Genomic DNA, 19,883 nt, shown 5'->3' on the forward strand with positions numbered 1-19,883 from the left:
GTCAGGCCGCCTTCTTCCTTGCGTGCATGACCTCAGCCAAGGGCGCAATGTGGACACCGGCGGCGATAAGTTCCGAACGGATCCGGCGTGCCAGCTCAACGGCGCCCGGGTTGTCTCCGTGCAGGAGGAGGGTGTCGACGTCGATGGCGAGTTCGTTGCCGTTGGCACAGCGGATCTTGCCGTCGACCACCATGCGCAGGGTCCTTTCAACGATCTCCGAGGGATCGTGGAGCACGGCGCCGGGCTGGCTGCGTGGAACCAGGGTGCCGTCTTCCTGATAGGCGCGGTCCACGATTCCTACGATGGCAACGTCCAGTCCGGCGGCGCGGGATGCGGTGGCCAGTTCACCTTCCTGCGCCACGACGATGAGTTCGCTGTCCACTCTTGCACCGGCGTCAGCCACAGCCTGGGCATAATCGGCCCGAACAGCCACAAGATTGCCGAGCCGGCCGTGGGGCGCGAGGTGTGAGACCTTGGTTCCGTGGAATGCTGCAAAGCCATTAAGTGCACCCAGCTGGTACACGACGTCGTTCTGAACCTCGCTTGCAGAAAGGCCCATGTCGCGTCGGCCGAAACCCCTCAGGTCCGGAAAGCTGGGGTGCGCTCCGATGCCGACTCCGCGGCGGACGCATTCAGCCACGGTGGCAGCCATGATGTCCGGATCACCGGCGTGGAAACCACAAGCGATATTGGCGCTTGTTACGATCTCCAGGAGTTCGGAATCGTCGCCCATGGTGTAGGCGCCAAATCCCTCTCCAAGATCCGCTACAAGATCAATAACCGGGTTCACGTGGTTCTCTTTCCGTGGGTTTGAATTAGTGGCGGAAATATCGAATCTCTCCCTTGGAGGCGAAAATCAATTTCCCGAAAATTCATGGACGCTGGATTGAATCCGGAGCGTTGCCTGAAGTTCTTTCCAAAAGTCTCGCACTCCCACAGACCCCGGCACAAAGACCTAATAGTTATCCCGTGATAGGTCTCCGTTATGACCTGCACCACCACGCCCTGTGACGTGGGTCCCAGCAGCTGCCCGCTGGGCGATGCGTCTATATTTGAACATCGGGACCTGCCACCGAAGGGAACTTCCCACCCGCGGGGCACGGCTCTCCAGGAAGGTACATCCATGGACACGCGGAAGCTCTCATACTTCGTGCAAATTGTTGACTCGGGGAGCATCACCAAGGCCGCCGCCGCCCTCCATGTTGCCCAGCCGGCCCTCAGCCAGCAGGTCTCGGCACTGGAGAACGACCTCAAGCAGCGCCTGTTGATCCGCAGCAAGCAAGGGGTGGAACCAACGGCAGCCGGGCACACCTTGTACCGCCACGCACAGTCGATCCTGAGGCTTGTGGAGCAGGCCAGGCAGGATGTTGCTTCCTCAGGTGCCGCGCCCTCCGGAAGGGTATCCATCGCAATCGCGCCCTACAGCATGGCCTCGAGCCTCACGCCCCAGATCATCAGGGAAGTAGGCCGCCGCTACCCGGACATCGTGGTCCACCTGACAGAGATTTTCGGCGGCGTGTTGAGTGAAGCCATCAAGAACGGCCGCCTCGATATGGCGCTCATTTACGAGCCCGGAAAGATCCGGGGCGTCCAGTTCACCACCATGATCGTGGAGGACCTCCACCTGGTGGTTCACCCGGACGTCGACGTCAACCACGGGAAGGACACCATAACGCTTGCCGAAGCGAGCACGGTGGGACTGTTCCTCCCCGAGAAGAACCACACACTTCGCCAGCTCATCGAGAAGGGCCTGACGGACCAGGACCTCCCGCTGAAACTGGTGGGCGAAGTGGAGTCCGTCCCTTCGCTGACCCGGCTCATCCGCGCCAACCTAGGCGGCACGGTGCTGCCCAAGTCCGCCGCCGATGCCCTCTTCCCGGACCAGGACTTCAAAGTGCTGCGGATCGTGGAACCCGGCCTGCAGAGCAAGATCGCCCTCTGCACTCCGGACCACGAGCCTTTGTCCGAGGCCGCGTCCGCCGTGCTGTTGGTGGTCAAGGAAATGCTGCATCAACAACTGATCAACAAGTACGGGACCGACCCCGTGCAACTGCCGGCCCATCCATAACAATCCCTTATCCGGACAGACAGCTTTGGTCTTATTCAGGACCGTTTTAATTTCCTACCATCGAATGAGAAAGACATTTGATAACGGTCTGCAGATTCCGCAGGCAGGGTGAAGGAGAATACGGTGAAAAAGATCAGCACAGTGGGATGGGTTTCGAATCCGACCCGCGGCACCATCAGCGCTCGAACCGGATTTCATTGTCCGCGAAATGGTTTTTGGCGGCCTTCAGGCGGAATTGGCGAACCCTTGTTCGTCTTCGAAGGCAGCATGATGCCGGCCCATGCCGGCAACAGCATCGAATGGCACTTGGTGGACACGCGCCCGGGGCACTCCGGCCTCGACTGAGCAGGCCAATCGCCCGCCGGACCAAGCCACCTCCGCACAAGCCGCAGCCCCGCAAACCCGGCCACCCGCCGTCGACCATCAACACCCGTCGTCGTCCATCAATAGCCGACGTCGACCAACAACCGCCGTCGACCAACAACAGTCGTCGTTCACCGCCCACAGTTGCACGCACCAAAGGCGCTTTGCCACCGGCAAGGCGCCTTTCCTGTGCCCAATCCCAAACCCAAGAAACCAAACCCCAACCCCCGCACGCCCACACCCCCCGCCCACCCAGGAAGCAAACAGCACGCCAAAGGGCCGGCCGCCGTCCAGGACGGTGGCCGGCCCCGGAGCGGCCCTAGTCCTCGACCAGGAGGCCCTTCTCCTTCAGCTTCTCCGTCAGTCCGCACAACTCAATGGTGTTGCCGCCGTCGTGGTAGAGCTTGATGAGTTCGCGCTCGTGGTCGTCGCGGGCCTGTGAGAGGGCAATGACTTCCTCGGCTTCTTCGCGGCGGACCACCACCACACCGTCGGCGTCGCCGCGGAGGATGTCGCCGGGGTAGATGATCTCGTCGCCAAAGATGATCGGGTGGTTGATGGGCCCGAGCGTTTCCTTCACGGTGCCCTTGATGCTGACGCTGCCGGAGAACACGGGCAGGCCAAGTTCAATCAGGTCCTGGGTGTCCCGGACCCCGGAGTCGGTGACCATCGCTGCGATGCCCTTGGCTTTCATGGCGTTGCCCAGGACGTCGCCGAACGTGCCGGCCTCGGCCATTTCCTGCGCACCGACCAACACCACGTCACCGGCTTGTGCGTAGTGGATGGCCACCTGGAGCATGAGGTTGTCCTGCGGGGCACAGGCTACGGTGACGGCCGGGCCGCAGAAGGACATGGAACGGTCGATCGGCTTGATCTTCGAGCTTAGTGCGCCGCGGCGGCCTTGGGCCTCGTGGATCGTGGCGGAGGAAAAGGCGGCGAGGCGACTGACGACGTCGGCGTCCGGGCGTTCGAATTTGGTCTTGACGTGAATCATGGTGGGAATCTTTCTGTGGGGCTTAGGACAGGGCGTTGACGGCGTCGCGGATGGAGTCCACGCCGGCATTGATGGTCTCCAGCGAGGTGGCGAAGGAGATCCGGAAGTAGGGACCCAGGCCGTAAGCCGAGCCCTGGATGACAGCGACGCGGGCAGCGTCCAGCAGGTAAAGCGTGAAGTCCTGGTCATTGCTGATGACGGTGCCGTCAGGTGTGGTTTTGCCGATCACGCCGCTGCAGTTCACGTAGGCATAAAAGGCGCCTTCCGCCGGCGCAACGGACAGTCCATTGATGGCGTTCAAACCCTCGACGGCGGCGTCCCGGCGTTTGCGGTACACCTCCACGCTGTCCCGGACGAAGGATTGGTCGCCGTTCAGTGCCGCGACGGCGGCGGCTTGGCTGATGGACGACGGGCACGACGAGGTTTGCGACTGCAATTTGTTCATGGCCGCGATCAGGGGGACCGGTCCCACGCCATAGCCGAGCCGCCAGCCGGTCATGGCGTAGGCCTTGGAGACACCGTTGACCAGCAGGATGCGGTCTTTGAGCGCCGGCACGGCGGCGACCAGGCTGGTGACCCGGCCATCCCCGAAGTGGATTTCGTCGTAGATCTCGTCGGTGAGGATGTACACCTGCGGATGCTGCTCCAGGACTGCGCCAAGGGCTTGGAGTTCCTCGCGGGTGTACACCGCGCCGGTCGGGTTGGACGGGGCATTGAGGATGAGCCACTTGGTCCGGGGCGTGATGGCCTTGTCCAGGGCGTCCGGGGTGAGCTTGAAGCCTGTGTCCTCACCGCACGGGACGATCACCGGGGTGCCGTCGTTGGCGAGCACCATGTCCGGGTACGAAACCCAATACGGCGCCGGGACAATGACCTCATCGCCTTGGTTGAGCGAGGCCATCAGAGCGACGTAGAGGACTTGCTTGGCGCCGCCGCCAATGGTGAGCTGGTTGCGCTCATAGTGGTGTCCGGTATGACCCTCGATTTTGCGGAGGACGGCGGTCTGCAGCTCAGGCGTACCCGTGACCGAGGTGTACTTGGTCTCGCCATCTCTGATGGCAGCGACTGCTGCTTCCTTGATATGGTCCGGGGTGTCGAAGTCCGGCTCGCCAACGGTCAGGTCGATGATCGGGATGCCTTCAGCCTTAAGTTCACGGACGCGGGCGGCCGCGGCGACGCTCGCTGAGGACTTGATGCGGGTGACCCTCGACGCCGGCAGGTAGTCGGACATGTCTCCTCCAGGAATGTGGAACTCAGGACGCGCGGATTCGCGTATCCCCTTTTTCGAGACTAGGGATCCGTGGGCGCTGTGGATAAGACCTAATGTGCGTGGATCTATAAGGGGGTCTTATGACGCGGACCCCTTAGTGGGATTTCAGCACCCCTTCGACGCCCAGAAAGCGCATGGACACGCTCTGGGGCACTTCTTCCATGCACTTTGCTTATGGGTTCACGCGGTATTGGTATTTCCTTGGACCGCTGAACACTGCCTAGATTCGAGGGATCAGAAGTGCTGTTCCGAAACTGAAAGGGAGCCAATGACAGCCCAGGCAGGGTCAGCCCCCACTGTTTCACTCCAAGCCCGCTCGGCCACCGGACGGTATACCTACCGGGCCAAGGCTCCGCGACCGCAGCCCACGGATCGTCCGCAGCCCAAGGACCGCACGGATCATGCCAAGTTGGCGCATGCCCTCGGAGTGCACCGGCAACTGCTGTCCCACGCAACGAGCGCCATCCGTACCCTGACCGCTGCCAGGAACGAGCTGATTGCGCAGGCGATTGAGGATGGGCTCACCATCGCCACTGTTTCGGCGGCTACAGGGGAGAACATGAAGGCGGTCAGGACCATCGCTTTGGCTTATGACGATCTCCACCCGAGCGGGCTCCCCCGCAGCGTCCACTTGTCCGCCGTAAAGAAGAAGAGCGACGAACTCAGGGCCGCCGAACGTCATCGGACCCAGATCACCGAACGACGCGAAGCCCTGATTGTCATGGCCGTCCGTAACCACGTCTGCGACGACCTGGAGCTCGCCTCACTGACCGGCCTCACCCCGGACCACATCCGCCGGTCATCGCGGGGAATCGCCCGTCCGGCCTGATCTGCCCCGCCCCCAAACTGCACAGCCCTCCCCGCCAGCGTTCCTGCCCACTTACCCACTCCCTGGAACCGACCCGGCCCCCGCGAAACGCAGCAAACAGCGGAAACCAGCCGGCCGTCGTCGTACATTCCGACCGGCAACTGGGAAGGAACGCAGGACGCCCGCACACCAACTGGGGAGGAACGTTCGGTGAAAGCAGCAAGCCCACCGTTGAACCCACCCGCCCCGGAGGGTAGAACGGAGGAATGAGCGATGTGAACTCCTGGATGGACAAGTACGAACGAGCGTGGACCTCGAATGAGCCCGACGACGTCCGCGCACTCTTCACCGAGGATGCCGTCTACTACGACAAACCCAACACGGATAAACCATGGAAAGGCCACGAAGAGATCGTCACAGCGTGGTCCGACGCCGGCGACAAGCCCGAGGACTGGACGTTCGAATGGACCCTCTTGGGCCAGGACGGTGACACTGCATTCGTCCAGGGCCTCACCACGTACCTGAACGGCGAGCCCACCTACGACAACCTCTGGGTGATCCGCTTCGCCGAAGACGGACGCGCCCGCGAATTCACGGAGTGGTATATGGCTCGCAAGAACACCGCGCCCTCGCCCAACTGAGTCACAGCTGGGTCCGTCAGTAGCTTTCGCGGTCCGCCGTTTCAGACACAGGAATGAACGTGGAGGCGAACCCTTCGGAGGCGCGGGCCAGCACAGCAACGTCTGCGCCGACCAGCACAAAGGAGGCACCGGCGTCGAGATAGGCGCGGGCGGTTGACTCGTTGAAGGCGTTCACGCCGGCGGGCTTTCCGGCCGCTTTGGCGGCAGCGAGGCAATGTTCGACGACGGCCCTCACCAGCGGATTTTCCTGCTGTCCCAGCAGGCCCATCGAGGCGGCAAGGTCCGAAGGACCGAGGAAAATGCCGTCCACGCCATCGACGGCCAGGATCTCCTCCACAGCCGAGGCCGCAGCCTCGGATTCGATCTGCACCGTGAGGCTGATGGATTCCGATGCGGACGCCAGGTAGTCCGGAACCCGGTTCCAGCGCGAGGCCCGGGCAAGCGCCGAACCCACACCCCGGACCCCGTGGGGTGGGTATCGGACAGCCGCCACGGCCGATGCTGCCTCGAAGGCCGAGTTCACCATGGGAATGAGCAGGTTCTGCACTCCAAGGTCCAGGTATTGCTTGATGACCACGGTGTCATTCACGGGTGGCCGGACCATGGCCTGGACCGGATAGCCGCTCACCGCATGAAGCTGGGCCAGGATGGATTCCAGCCCGTTGGGACTGTGTTCGGCGTCGATCAGGACCCAGTCCAGCCCCGAGCCGGCGCAGATTTCCGCCACCAGCGGGCTGCCGGAACACACCCACATGCCCGCCAACGGCCTTCCGGCCTCTCCCAACGCCGAGTAGAAAGTGGGGCCTAGCTGAAGTGGCATGTCACAACTCCCAACGGTCCGTAGTCAGCGTGCACGGTATCACCTTTGTACACCCAGAGGGGGCGGGTAAACGAGCCCGCCAGGATGATATCTCCGGCCTTCATGGAGTCCCCGTGCGCGGCGATTTTGTTGGCCAGCCAGTGCACGCCATTTGCGGGATGATCCAGCACTCCGGCGGCCACTCCGGTCTCTTCCACGGTCTGGTTTTTGTACAGGATGGCCGATACCCAGCGGAGGTCGACGGCGTCCGGCCGCACTGGACGGCCGCCCACCACCATGGCGCCCATCGCGGCGTTGTCCGAGATGGTGTCCACGATGGTCCGGCCCTCCATTTCGATCCTGGAGTCCAGGATTTCGAGGGCCGGAACCACGTAGTCGGTGGCGTTGAGGACGTCGAAAATGGTGCAGCCGGGCCCCTTGAGGCCTGACTTCAGCACGAAGGCCAACTCCACTTCAACCCGGGGGTGCGTGTACTTATCCCACTCCACGGAGCAGCCGGTTTCGAGGACCATGTCATCAAAAATGGCGCCATAGTCCGGCTCGGTGATGCCCGTGGCGGCCTGCATGGCCTTGGACGTGAGGCCGATCTTGCGCCCCACCAACGTGCGGCCGGCTTCCTCGTTCCGCCGCATCCACAACTGCTGCACGGCGTAGGAATCCTCCACCGTCATCCCTGGATAGCGGGCAGTCAGCCGAGGAACGGGCGTACGGGAACGTCCGGCCTCAAGGAGCTCGTCGGCAATGGCTTCGATCGTCTTCGCGTCCAGCATGGCTTAGACCTGCGCTCCGAGCTTGAAGCCCTCGGCCGCTTCATCCGAGTCGCCCGAGGGGCGGGTGTAGGAGAAGCCGTCGGCGCCCACGGTGACTGCCATTTCGGACTTGTCCTCGCGCTCGATGATCGGCTGCGGGTTGCCGTCGAGGTCCAGGACAAGAGAAGCCTCGGTGTACCAGGACGGGACAACGGGGTTTCCCCACCAGTCGCGGCGCTGGTTGTCGTGGACGTCCCAGGTGACTGTGGGGTTGTCCGGATCGCCGGTGTAGTAGTCCTGGGTGTAGATCTCCACGCGGTGGCCATCCGGGTCAAGGATGTAGAGGTAGAACGCGTTGGACACACCGTGGCGTCCGGGGCCACGCTCAATCCGGTCCGAGATGCGCAGGGCACCCATCTTGTCGCAGATCTGGATGATGTTGTGCTTCTCGTGGGTGGAGAAGGCGATGTGGTGCAGGCGCGGGCCGTTGCCACCGGTCAGGGCGGTATCGTGCACAGTCTGTTTCCGGTGCATCCACGCCGCGTACGTGACGCCGTCGGAATCCTTGATGTCCTCGGAGACGCGGAAGCCGAGGTCCTCCAGGTACTTGCGGCCGCGGGGGACGTCCGGGGTGACCTGGTTGAAGTGGTCCAGGCGGACCAGTTCGCCGGCGGAGTAGAGGTCGTAGCGCTGGGTGAGGCGTTCGACGTGCTCAACGTCGTAGAAGAACTCGTACGGGAAACCCAACGGGTCTTCCACGCGGACGGAGTCGCCCACGCCCTTGGTGAAGCCTTCCTTGCGGCGCTCCACCCGGCAGCCCAGTTCGCGGTAATAGGCCTCGGCGGCATCGACCTCTGCCGGGGACTTCACCCGGTAGGCGAACGCGGCAGCAGCGGCTACCGGGCCCTTGCGGAGGACCAGGTTGTGGTGGATGAACTCCTCGAAGGAGCGCAGGTAGATGGTGTTCTCATCTTCCTCGGTAACGTGCAGGCCCAGGAGGTCAACGTAGAACGCGCGGGACTTGGCCAGGTCCGTGACCACCAGTTCCAGGTAGGCGCAGCGGACGATGTCCGGCGCCGGGACTGTGGGAGTAGGGATGGGGCCGGTGAAGGGGGTGCTCATGGGATTCTCTCTTCGTTGAAAGGGTCAGTGGGAAGCTCTAGGCGCCGAATTTGGGCGTGTGGACCGAGCCCAGCGTGATGTGCACGGCCTGCTGGTCGGTGTAGAAATCGATGGAACGGTAACCGCCCTCATGGCCCAGTCCAGAGGCCTTGACGCCACCGAACGGGGTGCGAAGATCACGGACGTTGTGGCTGTTGAGCCACACCATGCCGGCCTCCACGTTCTGGGAGAAGTTGTGGGCCCGGGTCAGGTTCTGGGTCCAGATGTAGGCCGCCAGGCCGTACTTGGTGTTGTTGGCCAAGGCGAGGGCTTCGTCGTCGTTCTCGAAGGGCGTGATGGCCACGACGGGACCGAAGATTTCCTCCTGGAAGATCCGCGCGTCAGGCGCGACGTCGGCAAACACCGTGGGTGCGATGTAGTTGCCTTCGGGAAGGTGGTCGGGTCGGCCGCCGCCGGCCAGGAGCCGGCCTTCGGACTTGCCGATCTCCACGTAGGAAGCCACCTTGTTGTAGTGCTCCGGATGGACCAGGGCACCCACCTGGGTCTTGGGATCGTGGGGATCGCCCACCACGATGTTCTTGGCGCGGGCGGCATACTTTTCGCAGAATTCGTCGTAGATAGCCCGCTCCACCAGGATGCGGGATCCGGCGGTGCATCGTTCGCCGTTGAGGGAGAACACACCGAACAGCGCGGAGTCGATCGCGGCATCCAGGTCGGCGTCGGCGAACACGACGCACGGGGACTTGCCGCCGAGCTCCATGGACAGGCCCTTGAGGTTGGCTGCGGCGTTGCGGAAGATGGTCTGGCCTGTGGTGGTCTCGCCGGTGAAGGAGATCAGCGGCACGTCCGGGTGCTTCACCAGCGCGTCACCGGCTTCCTCACCCAAGCCGTTCACCAGGTTGAACACGCCGTCGGGCAGCCCTGCGTCCTTGAAGATCTGCGCCCAGAGCGAGGCAGAGAGCGGGGTGAACTCGGCCGGCTTCAGTACTACGGTGTTGCCGGTGGCCAGGGCGGGGGCGAGCTTCCAGGACTCCAGCATGAACGGGGTGTTCCACGGGGTAATCAGGCCTGCGACGCCGATCGGCTTGCGGTTCACGTAGTTGATCTGTGAGCCAGGGACCTTCATGGCGTCATCGAACTGGGCCACGATCAGGTCCGCGAAGAAGCGGAAGTTCTCTGCAGCCCGGAGCGCCTGGCCCTTGGCCTGGGTGATCGGCAGGCCGGTATCGAACGTTTCCAGCTCGGCAAGGCGGGCTTCCTGTGCTTCGACGGCGTCGGCGATCTTGTTCAGCACCCGGGCACGTTCGCGCGGCTTCATCTTCGGCCAGGGACCGTTGACGAATGCTTCGCGGGCTGCGGCGACGGCGAGGTCGATGTCTTCCTTCTGGCCGGCCGCAGCGGTGGCGTAGTTGCCGTTGGATACCGGGTCCAGGACATCGAAGGTCTTGCCCGAGATGGAGTCAACGAACTCGCCGTTGATGAAGTGCTGGATGTGGGAGGGCAGGTTCTCGGGGATGTAGTGCTTGGTGGTCTCTACTGAGGTCGTCATCGTTGTCTTCCTTTTCTTCCAAAGCTTTAGTTGGTAGTGGAGAGGTACGCGTCCAGGGTTGCGGCGCGGTGTTGGCGGGCTGCTTTTTCAATGGTGTCGGCGTCTGCTGCATTCTCGATCAGCTGCAGCAGGGCCTCATGTTCGCGCACCGATTCCTGTGCCCGGCCGGGAACGAACCGGAACGTGGAGGACCGGATGGAGGCCAGCCGGTTCCAGCCCCGGTGAACCAGGTCCAGGATGTGCGGATTGGGGCAGTGTTCAAACAGGACGCTGTGGAAGTCCTGGTTCAGCGCGGTGAAACGCACGGGATCAAAGTGCTCAAGGCACTCGCGCATCTCTTCGTTCACAGCACGGGCCCGGGCAATGGAGATTGAATCGATCAGCGGGGCGGACAACGCTGTAGCGGCGCCTTCCACAATGCTCAGGGTCTGCATGGTGTACAGGTACTCGGTGGGGTCGATCCCGGACACCGTGGCGCCCACGTTCCGCTCGAACTTCACCAGCCCTTCGGCTTCCAGGCGGCGGATCGCTTCGCGGACCGGGACCACGCTGAAGCCCAGGTCCTCGGCGATCTTGGCCAGCACCAGCCGGTAACCCGGCGTGTAGGTGCCTTCAACGATCCTTGCCTTCACCGCGGCATAGGCCTGCTGGGACTTGCTTTGGGCACCGGCGTTGTCGACGGCGGCACTTCCGACGGCGGTTTCACTCACCTGAGGCTCCCTGCTTGCTCTGCCACTCCGCTGTTACCCACTCCGCGTAGCGGGCCTGCCATTCCTTGTTCATGGGGTACAGCCCGTCCACGCTGTTGCCTTCCTGGACCATCCGGAAAATGAACGTCTCTTCTTTTTCCTGCTGAATGCAGTCATCCACGAGTTCTTCGGCGATGGCCGGGGGGATCACCAGGATGCCGTCGGAGTCGGCCACGATGATGTCGCCGGGCTGAACGGTTGCTCCCCCGCAGGCGATGGTGATGTCGGTGTCCCACGGAATGTGGCGGCGGCCCAGCACTGCCGGGTGCGGGTTGGCGAAGTAGGTGGGCATCTCCAGGTCGGCCACTGCAGAGTAGTCGCGGACGCCGCCGTCGGTAATGATGGCCGCTGCCCCGCGGACCTGGGCACGCAGCGCGAGGATGTCCCCCACCGTGCCTGTGCCCTTCTCGCCGCGGGCTTCCATGACCAGGATTTCGCCTTCGTTCACGGAATCGATGGCCTGCTTTTGGGCGTTGAAGCCGCCGCCGTGGGTCTTGAAGAGGTCTTCACGGTTGGGAACGTAGCGGAGGGTCCGGGCCAGGCCTACTACCTTGCGGTCCGGGCGGGTGGCCTGCAAGCCGTCAATGCTCACGTTGTTGAGCCCGCGCTTGCGGAGCTGGGACGAGAGTGTGGCGGTAGCGACGGACTCAAGCTTCGCCTTCAGCTCAGGAGTCAGCACGCTCGCGGCAGCCTCCTGTCCTGCAGGCAGCCCGGCGGCCTCCCGGGAACCGTAGGCCTCTTCCCGCTGGGTGTCATCTGTCTTGGGCCGGGCACCGAAGTCCGCGAACGGCGTCGTGCCTTCCGTTACTTTGGTGACCAGGCGGCCGCTGCTGAATCCACCTCCGGTGACCTCAATCTCGACGACGTCACCTGGCTTGGCAACGGAGGCTCCGGCGGGGGTGCCGGTGAGGATGATGTCACCCTCTTCGAGCGTGAGCAGCTGGGAGAGGTCCGCGACGAGTTGGGCGAAGGGGAAGAGCAGGTCCTCGGTGGTGTCGTCCTGGACGAGGTCTCCGTTGTGCCAGGTACGGATCCTTAGGGCAGCGGGGTCAACGGCATCGGCGGGAATGAGCGCGGGACCCACGGGAGTGAAACCGTCGCCGCCCTTGGACCGGACGTTGGAGCCCTTGTCTGCGTAGCGGAGGTCGTACACACCGAGGTCGTTGGACGCCGTGACCCATTCGACGTGGCTCCAGGCGTCCTCAAGACTGACGCGGCGGGCTGACTTGCCGATGACCAGAGCGATCTCGCCCTCGTAGCCGAGGAGTTCACAGCCGGCGGGGCGTTCCACCGATCCGGGGGCGTCCGTGGAGCCGAGTGCCAGCGACGAGGAAGGCTTCAGGAAGTAGGACGGCTGCCCGGGAGTGCGTCCGCGCTGGGCCGCCCGGCTGGGGTAGTTGATGTGGACGGCAATGACTTTGCGCGTCCGGGCCAGCATGTCCTGGCTGATCTCCTGGGTCCGGAACTCCAGTGTCACGGCGCCTCCTCTTCGTCCAACTGCATCAAGTACGAAATCGTATACGATAACTATGGACTGGGAACGTGACCTGCGTCAACCCCTTTCCGGGACCCAAATCCTCGCCTACGTGGGTAGCAGTCGACGTGGTTGCCGGCACTGAAAACAGCGCCAATTGCTCCTAACTTGGGGGATGCTGGGAGGAAGGCGAAGGGCAACGGAGGGAGGAGCGGCTGTGGAGCACGATGACGCACGGGAATTGCTGCGGTTTGCCGGCGGCACGGAATGGGAACAGTGGCTCGCCGCGAACCACGACACCAAGACCGAGGCGTGGCTGGTAATCGGCAAGAAGAACGCGGGGACCGGCCTCACCGACATCCAGGACGCCTTGGACGGCGCACTGTGTTTCGGCTGGATTGATGGCCAACGCAAGGGCCATGACCACAAGACCTTCCTGCAAAGGTATTCGCGGCGTCGGCCCGGAAGTTCCTGGTCGCAGGTGAACGTGGGCAAAGTGGCCCGGCTCATCGAGGCCGGACGCATGCACCCTGCAGGCATAGCCGAAATTGAGTCAGCCAAAGCCGACGGCCGCTGGGAATCGGCATACGTTTCGCAGGCCAAGGCCGAGGTTCCCGAGGACCTTGAAGCCGCCCTGGCAGGAAACAGTGGAGCCCGGGAAGCCTTTGAACAGCTGGGCAAGACTGACCGGTACCTCCTCATCCTGCCGATACTCAAAGCCCGGACAACCGGGTCGCGCGCCGGGATTCTGGCAAAGACGGTGCAGAAGTTGGCCGAAGGAAACCAGCCACTCCTACAAACTGTCGGCGGGCTCCCGTAGGGTACCCGCATGGACATCATCCTCGTACCCGGTTTCTGGTTGGACGCCTCATCGTGGGAGGAGGTGACTCCCCCGCTGGTGGCGGCCGGACATACGGTGCACCCGTTGACCTTGCCTGGATTGGAATCAGCCGATGCACCCCGCGCCGGCATAGGACTTCGCACGCACATCGACGCCGTGGTTGCCGCGGTGGATGCCCTGGAAGGCAAGGTGGTCCTGGTGGGCCACTCGGGCGGCGGCGCCATCATCCACGGAGTGGCAGACGCCCGGCCGGACCGGGTGGCCCGCGCTATATACGTCGACAGCGGTCCGCTCGGTGAGGGCGGGGTCATCAATGATGAACTGCCCGACGACGGCGATGAGATCCCACTGCCGCCGTGGGAATTGTTCGAGGACGAGGACCTTGTTGACCTGACGGATGAAATGAAGGACGACTTCCGCGCCCGCGCCATCCCCGAACCAAAGGGAGTGGCCTGCGACCAGCAGCATTTGGGCGACGTCCGCCGCTACGACGTTCCGGCCACCATCATCGCGTGCCAGTTCCCGTCCTCGCTCCTTAAGGAATGGATGGACGCCGGGCACCCCTTCACCGCTGAGCTCGCGCGGATCCGGGATGTCGATTACATCGACCTCCCCACAGGCCACTGGCCACAATTCACTAGGCCCACAGAGTTGGGCGAGGCAATTGTGGCCAGCGTGGAACGCGGAAAATAGAGCCCGACGCCGGCACTTGCCGGCGTCGGGTCAGCTTAGGTCAGGCCTTGGGCGGCGTATTGGTGGCCGGCCCTTCCGGCGCTGCGCCGCCCTCGTCCGTCCAGTCGCTTCCGGTGGTGTCATCCCGGGCAGGGTCCGACACGACATCGGATTCGACGCCGGTCGCTGCGGGAACGGGGGTGACAGTGGGAACGGTGGTGACGGTCGGCCCGCTTGTTGAGGTTCTGCTGGTTGAGCTACCACTGTTTGAGGCACCGCTGTTTGAGGCACCGGGCTTCTGCTCCGACTTCGGCGAGGTGATGCCCGGCAGGACGGCTTCGGCCTTCTCCAGCAGTTTCTTGCCGGCCTCATAGAGGTTATCCAGGATGTCCGGGACTGATTCCTGGACAGCTTCGGCGGCATGATGGACGTTGTCCTGGACCTCCGGGTTCTTGAGCACCTTTTCGGTGCCCCCGCGGAGTCGCTTGTACACCTCCGGCCAGGATTTTGATCCCCATACGTAGCCGACGGCCACTCCAACGGCGAACAATGCTTTCCCTTTCACAGGAATCACTCCTTTCGAGGCGTTATTCCTCGACACTAGCCCCGCGGGCCTTGCGCTGTCACCTGCATATTACAATCCTTGCGTTTATGGATCATTTGCATGCCAGGCGTCATGGACTAAACTGTCATGCCATCCAAGGGACGCCCGCAGGAAATATACCCGTCGGGAAGTTCCGTAAAGCACAGTTTCATGAGCCGAGGAGTGATAACCATGGCACCGGACCACGGAAGCCGGAACGCTGCTGAAGGGGTAGTCGACGGGCCGGGAAGGGCCCGCCATTGCACCCCTGGAGCAGTTCGAACCCTCGAATCACCGTGATAACGCGCCGGCGGCCGAGGCAGGTAGATAGTCAGGTTACTTGCTACTAGTCCCTCGAACGGCTAGCGTTGCAGTTGTAGTACTGAGCCCGACCCCCCATCGGGAGGAGTGCTGTATTGAACGCAATGACAATTTCATCGGGGTTTTACCACTGTTCCACTCCCCGTATTCCATTTGCCTCTCAGGGGCAACATATCGGTGCCTAAAATCGGGAACAGGCACCCGATGAAGTGAACCGCTTCACCACGTTCATGGAATTTCCATCAACAAGAAAGTAGGAGCAAAAATGGGTTTCTTTGGTTTTCTTTTGCTCGGTCTCCTGGCCGGTGCCATCGCCAAGCTTATTCTTCCGGGCCGTCAGGGTGGCGGCTGGTTCGTGACCCTCCTGTTGGGCGTCGTCGGCGCACTTCTGGGCGGCTGGATCGGTGGCCTCATCTTCGGCACCGGACTTCAGGAATTCTTCTCGCTGACCACGTGGCTCCTCGCTATCGGTGGCTCCATCATCGTGCTGCTGATCTACGGCCTGGTCACCAGCCGCAGGACCCACCATGGCTGACACCCAGAACCACGACGCCAACGGCGAGGAACTCGAGGGCCAGTACTCCGAGGGCGACTACGGTGATTCCGGAGTATCCCCCGAGACCCTGAAGGAGGACGCCGGAGGAGACTACACCGCTGGCGACTACGCCGAAAAAACGGTGCCTTCGGCCGATGCCGAACTGGACGAGAACAATACGGAAGACACCCCTCGGGACCGGCCCTTCTCATCGGAACCCGATGAAGAAGCATCCGGCTCCAGTCGGCCGTAATGAGTGACCGGTAGAAACCGAACCGGTATCAACTGAAACACCAAGGACCCGGAGTGCTGCAGCCGCAGCCTCCGGGTCCTTGCGTTGTGTCCAGCCCCGGAGCCGGTCCTGCCCGGCTCGGGCCCCGGCCCCGCCCCCCGCCCCGGCACCTGAACATTTCCGAGGATTGGCAGGTAATGCCCCGCGGGGTACGCCCCAACCCGCCGGGTATGCGCCAACCCGCGGGCGTGCGCGGGTGGGCCTGATACTTTCGGGCAAGGATAGGTGGGGCGTCGGTCCCAAACCCTGCGTAGCGTCAGAGGCAGGAACGAAGACACAGCAGGCCGAACAAGGCGGCACGAGGGAGCGCAAACAGCATGCAGGAATGGAACCGGGCCATCGAGGCAATCGAGGCGGACCTCACGGCAGAGATCGACGTGGGGACTTTGGCCCGGATCGCCCTGACATCCGAATATCACTTCCGGCGGATGTTCTCCTCCCTGGCCGGACTGCCGGTTTCGGAGTACATCCGGAGGCGCCGCCTGACGGCAGCCACAGCGGAAATCATCGACGGCGGCACTGTCCTGGCCGTTGCTGTCCGATACGGCTACGCCTCCGCCGAGGCGTTCACCCGGGCATTCAAGGCCATGCACGGCCTTACTCCCTCTGAAGCAAGGCAAGCCGGGGCTGTTCTTCATTCCCAACCTCAATTGAGGTTCCACCTACGAGTCGAAGGGAACACCGACATGAAGCACCGTATTGAAGACAAGCCCGCTTTCCGCCTTATTGGCCTGAAAGCCCGCGTCCCCCTGGTCCACGAAGGCCCGAACCAGGCCATCATCGATTTCCAGCGGAGCCTGGACCCCGCTCACACCCAGCGCTTACTGAAACTGGCAGATATGGAACCGGCAGGACCGCTATCCGTCACCGACAACATCGATGAGCAGCGCAGCGAAGGAAGCGGGCTCGACTACTGGCATGCGGTGGCATCCAGCCAACCGGCACCGGAGGAATTCGCGGCCATGGACGTTCCAGCAGGCCTATGGGTGGTTTTCGAAACTGAAGGGAAGTTCCCGGAAGTCCTGCAAAGCATGTGGGCGGACGCAGCCACCGAGTGGTTCCCGGCCAACCCATACCGGTGGGCACCCGGCCCTGAAATGCTCAGCGTCCAAGTGGAGGCCGGTGGCACGCATGGCCGCGGGCAGCTGTGGATTCCGGTGGAACGGGAAGAACCCGGCACGCGGTAAGGACCCGGGGCGCAGCAAGCCCGGCGAGCGGGCTAAGCTGACCGCTCCGATTCCAGGAACAGCAGGATCCCTTCCAGCGGCAGCACGGCCTGGCGGTATTCGCGGGTGAAGACCCGCAGCACCGATTCGGCAGCTTCAGCGTTTTCGGTACCGATGGCCTCGGCCGCGTAGACCACCCTGATGTTGTGGGCAAAAGCGTCGGCTGCGGTCTGCGCGATGCAGTTGTGGGCCGAAATCCCTGCCAGCACTACAGTGTCCACACCCCAATTCCTGAGGCGCATGGCGAGGTCGGTGCCGAAAAAAGCGCTGTCACGGGTCTTGATGAGCCGGGGAAAATCGGCAGTGAGCAGGCCGGGGACGAACTCTGCCTGCTCACTGCCCCTGAAGATGAAGCCTTGATCGTCGTCGAGCATGTTCAGGGACCAGGTGGATTTGTCCCGTTCATGCACGGTTCCCACCAGGAGGACTTTGGCGCCGGCTTCGCTCGCTGCGCTGGTCAAGGAGTTGCAGGCAGCAACAACCTCGTCCTGGCGGGACTTCAAGGCAGGATCCTCGAAGTAGGCATTCTGCATGTCGATGACCAGTACTGCGATCATGACAGACCTCCGATCATGACAGACCTCCGATCACGCGGTTCACAGTCCTTTGCCTCCCGTCACAGGAAGCACGGCTCCGGAAATGTAGGACCCTTCATCCGAGGCGAGCAACACATAGGCCGGAGCCAGCTCGGCCGGCTGACCTGCCCTGCCCAGCGGCGTGTCCTGGCCAAAGGTGGGGAGCTTGTCCGGCCATTCCGTGGCGGGAATCAACGGGGTCCACACGGGCCCGGGAGCCACGGCATTGACCCGGATTCCCTTGGGTCCCAGTTCTTCGGCCATGGCCTTGGTGAAGGCCACCTGGGCTGCCTTGGTCATGGCGTAATCCACCAACTGGGCCGAAGGGTTGAAGGCCTGGATGGAGGCCGTAACAATAATCGATGCGCCTGGCCGGAGATGTGGAATGGCTGCCTGGGCTGTCCAGATGAGTGAGTAGAGGTTGGTCTTGAAGACGCGATCGAATTCTTCGGTGGGGATTGTTTCCAGGCCTTCGCGGTTCTTCTGGTAAGCCGCGTTCAGCACCACCACATGGAGACCGCCCAGTTCCTGCACTGTCCGTTCCACGATTTCATTGGCGAAAGCCTCGTCCCGCGCGTCCCCTGGCATCAGGAGTGCCTGCGAACCGCATTCGCGGATCCATTCCGCCGTCGACCTCGCGTCTTCTTCTTCCTCCGGAAGATAGCTGATGGCCACATTGGCACCTTCGCGGGCATAGGCGATGGCCACAGCAGCGCCGATGCCAGAGTCTCCACCCGTGATCAGGGCCGTCTTGCCTTGCAGCCGGCCGTGTCCCACGTAGCTTTTCTCGCCGTGGTCCGGTTGGGGATCCAGGGGCGCGGTCAGGCCGGGCTGCTGCTGCTCCTGTTGCGGGAAGGTGCCGGAGTGGTACCCGCTGCGGGGATCCGTGGGCGGTGAGGTCAACGGTGTCTTTGACTGGCCGGAGTTGTTCGGGTCGTGGTGGGTCATGGTTGTTCCTTACCCGTATTCGCCGCCGCCTAACCCTCCGGGCCGCCTTATTGGAAATCCAAGCGCGCCTTTTCGTACAACTACGTCCGCAGGGTACGTGCCTTGACCATCAGGAACAGCCCGTACGCCATCAGGCCCACGGCCACAGCGGCCAGCAGGTACACCCCGTAGGGCTGCTCCCTGAGTGCCTTCAAACTGCCGTCGAGCCCGGTGGACTGTTCAGGCTGGGCGCGCACCGAGGCAATGATTACCAGCAGGCCCACCAGGAAGAGGGCAATCCCCTTGGCGATGTAACCCACTATGCCTACGCCCAGTTGGAATTTCCGTACGGAGTTGTTGGAGGACAAGGTGAGGTCCTTGGTGAATTTCTGCCGGAAGCCGCGCACTGCGAAGACGATGCCCGTGATCGCGATGCCGGCCCCCACAGCCACCAGCAAAAACACGCCAAACGGTGCTTTAAGGAGTGTGACAGTGAAGTCGCTGCTGGACTCCCGGCTGTTCTGGCCCTTGCCTGCAATGAAGGAGACGATGGTGGAGGCGAGTGCGGCGAAGACGATCGCCTGTCCTATTGCGGAGAGTTTCTTGGTGATTTTGTCCGAGCCGTTCCGGTGGCCAAGGATGGCGTTTCCCAGTTGCCACAGCGCCAGTGCTGCGCAGGCGCCGAAGCAGGCCCAGAGCAGGAGCGGGCCGTACGGCTGGCTGGCCAGGGACGTCACGGCCCCGCTGACATCGGCTTCGCCGCTGCTTCCGAACGCCACTTGGAGGGCGATGACCCCAATGAGCACGTGCAGGAGCCCGCTGACCACGTAGCCGCCGCGCGCGACAGCGGCGAAAGCCTGCGAATTCGACGCTTCCTCGGCCACATCGGCGGCCTTCCTCATCTCTTCCTTGATGACAAGTCTCCTTATTTATTGAGCTGTCTCCATCGTCCCTTAAATGAAGCGGGGCAGGTACCTCCCCGATGCTGGAGGTACTGCCCGTTTCAAAACTCCGTGGCTCCCGGGATCAGTAAACCTAGAACCCGACCACTGACTGCGGCCAAATACTGCGCAGGCCCACACCCAGCGGATTGAACTGCTCGCGGACGGCCACCCGCGTCTGGCTGAGGACCTCGCCGGCGTGGCGGACGGCTTCGGCAGAGCCGGATACTGCGTCGTGGACGGCGGTGATGCTCGAGGACTGGGTGGAAATCTGGTCCGTCATTTCGGTGGTCCTTCCTGGAAGCTCCAACAGCTGCGGTGGCTGATGTTTCAACCATCGGATGGAGTCCTCAAGAAGGGCGC

General features: G+C 63.0%; 23 protein-coding genes. 9 read left to right on the forward strand and 14 right to left on the reverse strand.

Annotated features, from left to right (window positions below; translation table 11 throughout):
* Nucleotide 1: 1 nt before the first annotated feature.
* Nucleotides 2-790 (reverse strand): LamB/YcsF family protein, encoded by a 789-nt coding sequence (locus BLQ01_RS17930; protein WP_091553279.1) that lies wholly within the window; start codon nt 788-790, stop codon nt 2-4.
* Nucleotides 791-1,123: 333 nt separating this feature from the next.
* On the opposite strand from BLQ01_RS17930, the gene BLQ01_RS17935 reads away from it, so the two are divergent.
* On the forward strand, nt 1,124-2,068 hold the full coding sequence (locus BLQ01_RS17935; protein WP_026543045.1) for a LysR substrate-binding domain-containing protein: 945 nt from the start codon (nt 1,124-1,126) through the stop codon (nt 2,066-2,068).
* Between the two features lie 123 nt (nt 2,069-2,191).
* The gene (locus tag BLQ01_RS17940; RefSeq protein ID WP_026543046.1) at nt 2,192-2,413 is read left to right on the forward strand and encodes a hypothetical protein; all 222 of its coding nucleotides are present in this window, start codon (nt 2,192-2,194) and stop codon (nt 2,411-2,413) included.
* Between the two features lie 337 nt (nt 2,414-2,750).
* Here BLQ01_RS17940 and BLQ01_RS17945 read toward each other — a convergent pair whose 3' ends face one another.
* Together BLQ01_RS17945 and BLQ01_RS17950 are read right to left on the reverse strand one after the other, a co-directional pair.
* Nucleotides 2,751-3,425, reverse strand: coding sequence for a 4-carboxy-4-hydroxy-2-oxoadipate aldolase/oxaloacetate decarboxylase (locus BLQ01_RS17945; RefSeq protein WP_026543047.1), 675 nt, complete (start codon nt 3,423-3,425; stop codon nt 2,751-2,753).
* Nucleotides 3,426-3,447: 22 nt separating this feature from the next.
* Nucleotides 3,448-4,656: an aspartate transaminase gene (locus BLQ01_RS17950; protein ID WP_091553280.1), complete on the reverse strand. Its 1,209-nt coding sequence runs from the start codon at nt 4,654-4,656 to the stop codon at nt 3,448-3,450.
* A gap of 307 nt (nt 4,657-4,963) precedes the next feature.
* On the opposite strand from BLQ01_RS17950, the gene BLQ01_RS22720 reads away from it, so the two are divergent.
* Together BLQ01_RS22720 and BLQ01_RS17960 are read left to right on the forward strand one after the other, a co-directional pair.
* Nucleotides 4,964-5,524 carry a hypothetical protein gene (locus BLQ01_RS22720; RefSeq protein ID WP_254779520.1) on the forward strand — a complete coding sequence of 187 codons (561 nt, stop codon included), beginning with the start codon at nt 4,964-4,966 and terminating at the stop codon, nt 5,522-5,524.
* 245 nt (nt 5,525-5,769) lie between these two features.
* On the forward strand, nt 5,770-6,144 hold the full coding sequence (locus tag BLQ01_RS17960; protein ID WP_091553286.1) for a nuclear transport factor 2 family protein: 375 nt from the start codon (nt 5,770-5,772) through the stop codon (nt 6,142-6,144).
* Between the two features lie 16 nt (nt 6,145-6,160).
* Here BLQ01_RS17960 and BLQ01_RS17965 read toward each other — a convergent pair whose 3' ends face one another.
* From BLQ01_RS17965 to BLQ01_RS17990, 6 genes are read right to left on the reverse strand one after another with little or no spacing between them, the layout of a single operon-like run.
* Entirely contained in the window at nt 6,161-6,964 is an 804-nt protein-coding gene (locus tag BLQ01_RS17965; RefSeq protein ID WP_026548512.1) for an aldolase/citrate lyase family protein, read from the reverse strand.
* Entirely contained in the window at nt 6,949-7,734 is a 786-nt protein-coding gene (gene hpaH, locus BLQ01_RS17970) for a 2-oxo-hept-4-ene-1,7-dioate hydratase (RefSeq protein WP_091553289.1), read from the reverse strand. The genes BLQ01_RS17965 and hpaH overlap by 16 nt, the downstream gene beginning before the upstream one ends.
* 3 nt (nt 7,735-7,737) lie before the next feature.
* The gene (hpaD, locus tag BLQ01_RS17975; RefSeq protein ID WP_091553291.1) at nt 7,738-8,835 is read right to left on the reverse strand and encodes a 3,4-dihydroxyphenylacetate 2,3-dioxygenase; all 1,098 of its coding nucleotides are present in this window, start codon (nt 8,833-8,835) and stop codon (nt 7,738-7,740) included.
* 37 nt (nt 8,836-8,872) lie between these two features.
* A complete protein-coding gene (gene hpaE / locus BLQ01_RS17980) occupies nt 8,873-10,384 on the reverse strand; it encodes a 5-carboxymethyl-2-hydroxymuconate semialdehyde dehydrogenase (RefSeq protein ID WP_026543055.1) in 1,512 nt (503 codons plus the stop codon).
* 26 nt (nt 10,385-10,410) lie between these two features.
* Nucleotides 10,411-11,094 carry a GntR family transcriptional regulator gene (locus BLQ01_RS17985; RefSeq protein ID WP_026543056.1) on the reverse strand — a complete coding sequence of 228 codons (684 nt, stop codon included), beginning with the start codon at nt 11,092-11,094 and terminating at the stop codon, nt 10,411-10,413.
* Nucleotides 11,087-12,610 carry a fumarylacetoacetate hydrolase family protein gene (locus tag BLQ01_RS17990; protein WP_091553294.1) on the reverse strand — a complete coding sequence of 508 codons (1,524 nt, stop codon included), beginning with the start codon at nt 12,608-12,610 and terminating at the stop codon, nt 11,087-11,089. The genes BLQ01_RS17985 and BLQ01_RS17990 overlap by 8 nt, the downstream gene beginning before the upstream one ends.
* A gap of 214 nt (nt 12,611-12,824) precedes the next feature.
* Between BLQ01_RS17990 and BLQ01_RS17995 the strand changes: the two genes are divergently transcribed.
* Together BLQ01_RS17995 and BLQ01_RS18000 are read left to right on the forward strand one after the other, a co-directional pair.
* Entirely contained in the window at nt 12,825-13,427 is a 603-nt protein-coding gene (locus BLQ01_RS17995; RefSeq protein WP_254779521.1) for a YdeI/OmpD-associated family protein, read from the forward strand.
* A gap of 9 nt (nt 13,428-13,436) precedes the next feature.
* Nucleotides 13,437-14,141 (forward strand): alpha/beta fold hydrolase, encoded by a 705-nt coding sequence (locus tag BLQ01_RS18000; RefSeq protein ID WP_091553299.1) that lies wholly within the window; start codon nt 13,437-13,439, stop codon nt 14,139-14,141.
* A gap of 40 nt (nt 14,142-14,181) precedes the next feature.
* Here BLQ01_RS18000 and BLQ01_RS18005 read toward each other — a convergent pair whose 3' ends face one another.
* Complete coding sequence (locus BLQ01_RS18005) at nt 14,182-14,685, reverse strand: hypothetical protein (RefSeq protein ID WP_091553301.1); 504 nt, start codon at nt 14,683-14,685, stop codon at nt 14,182-14,184.
* A 604-nt stretch (nt 14,686-15,289) separates the two neighbouring features.
* On the opposite strand from BLQ01_RS18005, the gene BLQ01_RS18010 reads away from it, so the two are divergent.
* The 3 genes from BLQ01_RS18010 to BLQ01_RS18020 all read left to right on the forward strand — a co-directional run bounded on the left by BLQ01_RS18010 (nt 15,290) and on the right by BLQ01_RS18020 (nt 17,038).
* The gene (locus BLQ01_RS18010) at nt 15,290-15,559 is read left to right on the forward strand and encodes a GlsB/YeaQ/YmgE family stress response membrane protein (RefSeq protein ID WP_026543060.1); all 270 of its coding nucleotides are present in this window, start codon (nt 15,290-15,292) and stop codon (nt 15,557-15,559) included.
* On the forward strand, nt 15,552-15,812 hold the full coding sequence (locus BLQ01_RS18015; RefSeq protein WP_026543061.1) for a hypothetical protein: 261 nt from the start codon (nt 15,552-15,554) through the stop codon (nt 15,810-15,812). Before BLQ01_RS18010 ends, BLQ01_RS18015 begins: the two co-directional genes overlap by 8 nt.
* A 356-nt stretch (nt 15,813-16,168) precedes the next feature.
* The gene (locus BLQ01_RS18020; RefSeq protein WP_026543062.1) at nt 16,169-17,038 is read left to right on the forward strand and encodes an AraC family transcriptional regulator; all 870 of its coding nucleotides are present in this window, start codon (nt 16,169-16,171) and stop codon (nt 17,036-17,038) included.
* Nucleotides 17,039-17,070: 32 nt separating this feature from the next.
* Here the strand turns inward: BLQ01_RS18020 and BLQ01_RS18025 are convergent, their stop codons facing one another.
* The 4 genes from BLQ01_RS18025 to BLQ01_RS18040 all read right to left on the reverse strand — a co-directional run bounded on the left by BLQ01_RS18025 (nt 17,071) and on the right by BLQ01_RS18040 (nt 19,803).
* Nucleotides 17,071-17,634 (reverse strand): cysteine hydrolase family protein, encoded by a 564-nt coding sequence (locus BLQ01_RS18025; RefSeq protein ID WP_091553303.1) that lies wholly within the window; start codon nt 17,632-17,634, stop codon nt 17,071-17,073.
* Between the two features lie 39 nt (nt 17,635-17,673).
* The gene (locus BLQ01_RS18030; RefSeq protein ID WP_026548519.1) at nt 17,674-18,600 is read right to left on the reverse strand and encodes an SDR family oxidoreductase; all 927 of its coding nucleotides are present in this window, start codon (nt 18,598-18,600) and stop codon (nt 17,674-17,676) included.
* Nucleotides 18,601-18,680: 80 nt separating this feature from the next.
* A complete protein-coding gene (locus BLQ01_RS18035) occupies nt 18,681-19,481 on the reverse strand; it encodes a DUF1206 domain-containing protein (protein ID WP_091553305.1) in 801 nt (266 codons plus the stop codon).
* A 133-nt stretch (nt 19,482-19,614) separates the two neighbouring features.
* On the reverse strand, nt 19,615-19,803 hold the full coding sequence (locus tag BLQ01_RS18040; RefSeq protein WP_026543066.1) for a hypothetical protein: 189 nt from the start codon (nt 19,801-19,803) through the stop codon (nt 19,615-19,617).
* Between the last annotated feature and the right edge of the window lie 80 nt (nt 19,804-19,883).

The organism is Arthrobacter sp. UNCCL28 (assembly GCF_900102805.1).
Taxonomy (GTDB): Bacteria; Actinomycetota; Actinomycetes; order Actinomycetales; family Micrococcaceae; genus Arthrobacter; species Arthrobacter nicotinovorans_A.

Coding starts and splice junctions, on each gene's coding strand:
- BLQ01_RS17935 (WP_026543045.1), top strand. CDS start 1,124: ATGGACACGCGGAAGCTCTCATACTTCGTGCAAATTGTTGACTCGGGG.
- BLQ01_RS17945 (WP_026543047.1), bottom strand. CDS start 3,425: ATGATTCACGTCAAGACCAAATTCGAACGCCCGGACGCCGACGTCGTC.
- BLQ01_RS17950 (WP_091553280.1), bottom strand. CDS start 4,656: ATGTCCGACTACCTGCCGGCGTCGAGGGTCACCCGCATCAAGTCCTCA.
- BLQ01_RS22720 (WP_254779520.1), top strand. CDS start 4,964: ATGACAGCCCAGGCAGGGTCAGCCCCCACTGTTTCACTCCAAGCCCGC.
- BLQ01_RS17960 (WP_091553286.1), top strand. CDS start 5,770: ATGAGCGATGTGAACTCCTGGATGGACAAGTACGAACGAGCGTGGACC.
- BLQ01_RS17965 (WP_026548512.1), bottom strand. CDS start 6,964: ATGCCACTTCAGCTAGGCCCCACTTTCTACTCGGCGTTGGGAGAGGCC.
- hpaH (WP_091553289.1), bottom strand. CDS start 7,734: ATGCTGGACGCGAAGACGATCGAAGCCATTGCCGACGAGCTCCTTGAG.
- hpaD (WP_091553291.1), bottom strand. CDS start 8,835: ATGAGCACCCCCTTCACCGGCCCCATCCCTACTCCCACAGTCCCGGCG.
- hpaE (WP_026543055.1), bottom strand. CDS start 10,384: ATGACGACCTCAGTAGAGACCACCAAGCACTACATCCCCGAGAACCTG.
- BLQ01_RS18000 (WP_091553299.1), top strand. CDS start 13,437: ATGGACATCATCCTCGTACCCGGTTTCTGGTTGGACGCCTCATCGTGG.
- BLQ01_RS18010 (WP_026543060.1), top strand. CDS start 15,290: ATGGGTTTCTTTGGTTTTCTTTTGCTCGGTCTCCTGGCCGGTGCCATC.
- BLQ01_RS18015 (WP_026543061.1), top strand. CDS start 15,552: ATGGCTGACACCCAGAACCACGACGCCAACGGCGAGGAACTCGAGGGC.
- BLQ01_RS18020 (WP_026543062.1), top strand. CDS start 16,169: ATGCAGGAATGGAACCGGGCCATCGAGGCAATCGAGGCGGACCTCACG.
- BLQ01_RS18025 (WP_091553303.1), bottom strand. CDS start 17,634: ATGATCGCAGTACTGGTCATCGACATGCAGAATGCCTACTTCGAGGAT.
- BLQ01_RS18030 (WP_026548519.1), bottom strand. CDS start 18,600: ATGACCCACCACGACCCGAACAACTCCGGCCAGTCAAAGACACCGTTG.
- BLQ01_RS18035 (WP_091553305.1), bottom strand. CDS start 19,481: ATGAGGAAGGCCGCCGATGTGGCCGAGGAAGCGTCGAATTCGCAGGCT.
- BLQ01_RS18040 (WP_026543066.1), bottom strand. CDS start 19,803: ATGACGGACCAGATTTCCACCCAGTCCTCGAGCATCACCGCCGTCCAC.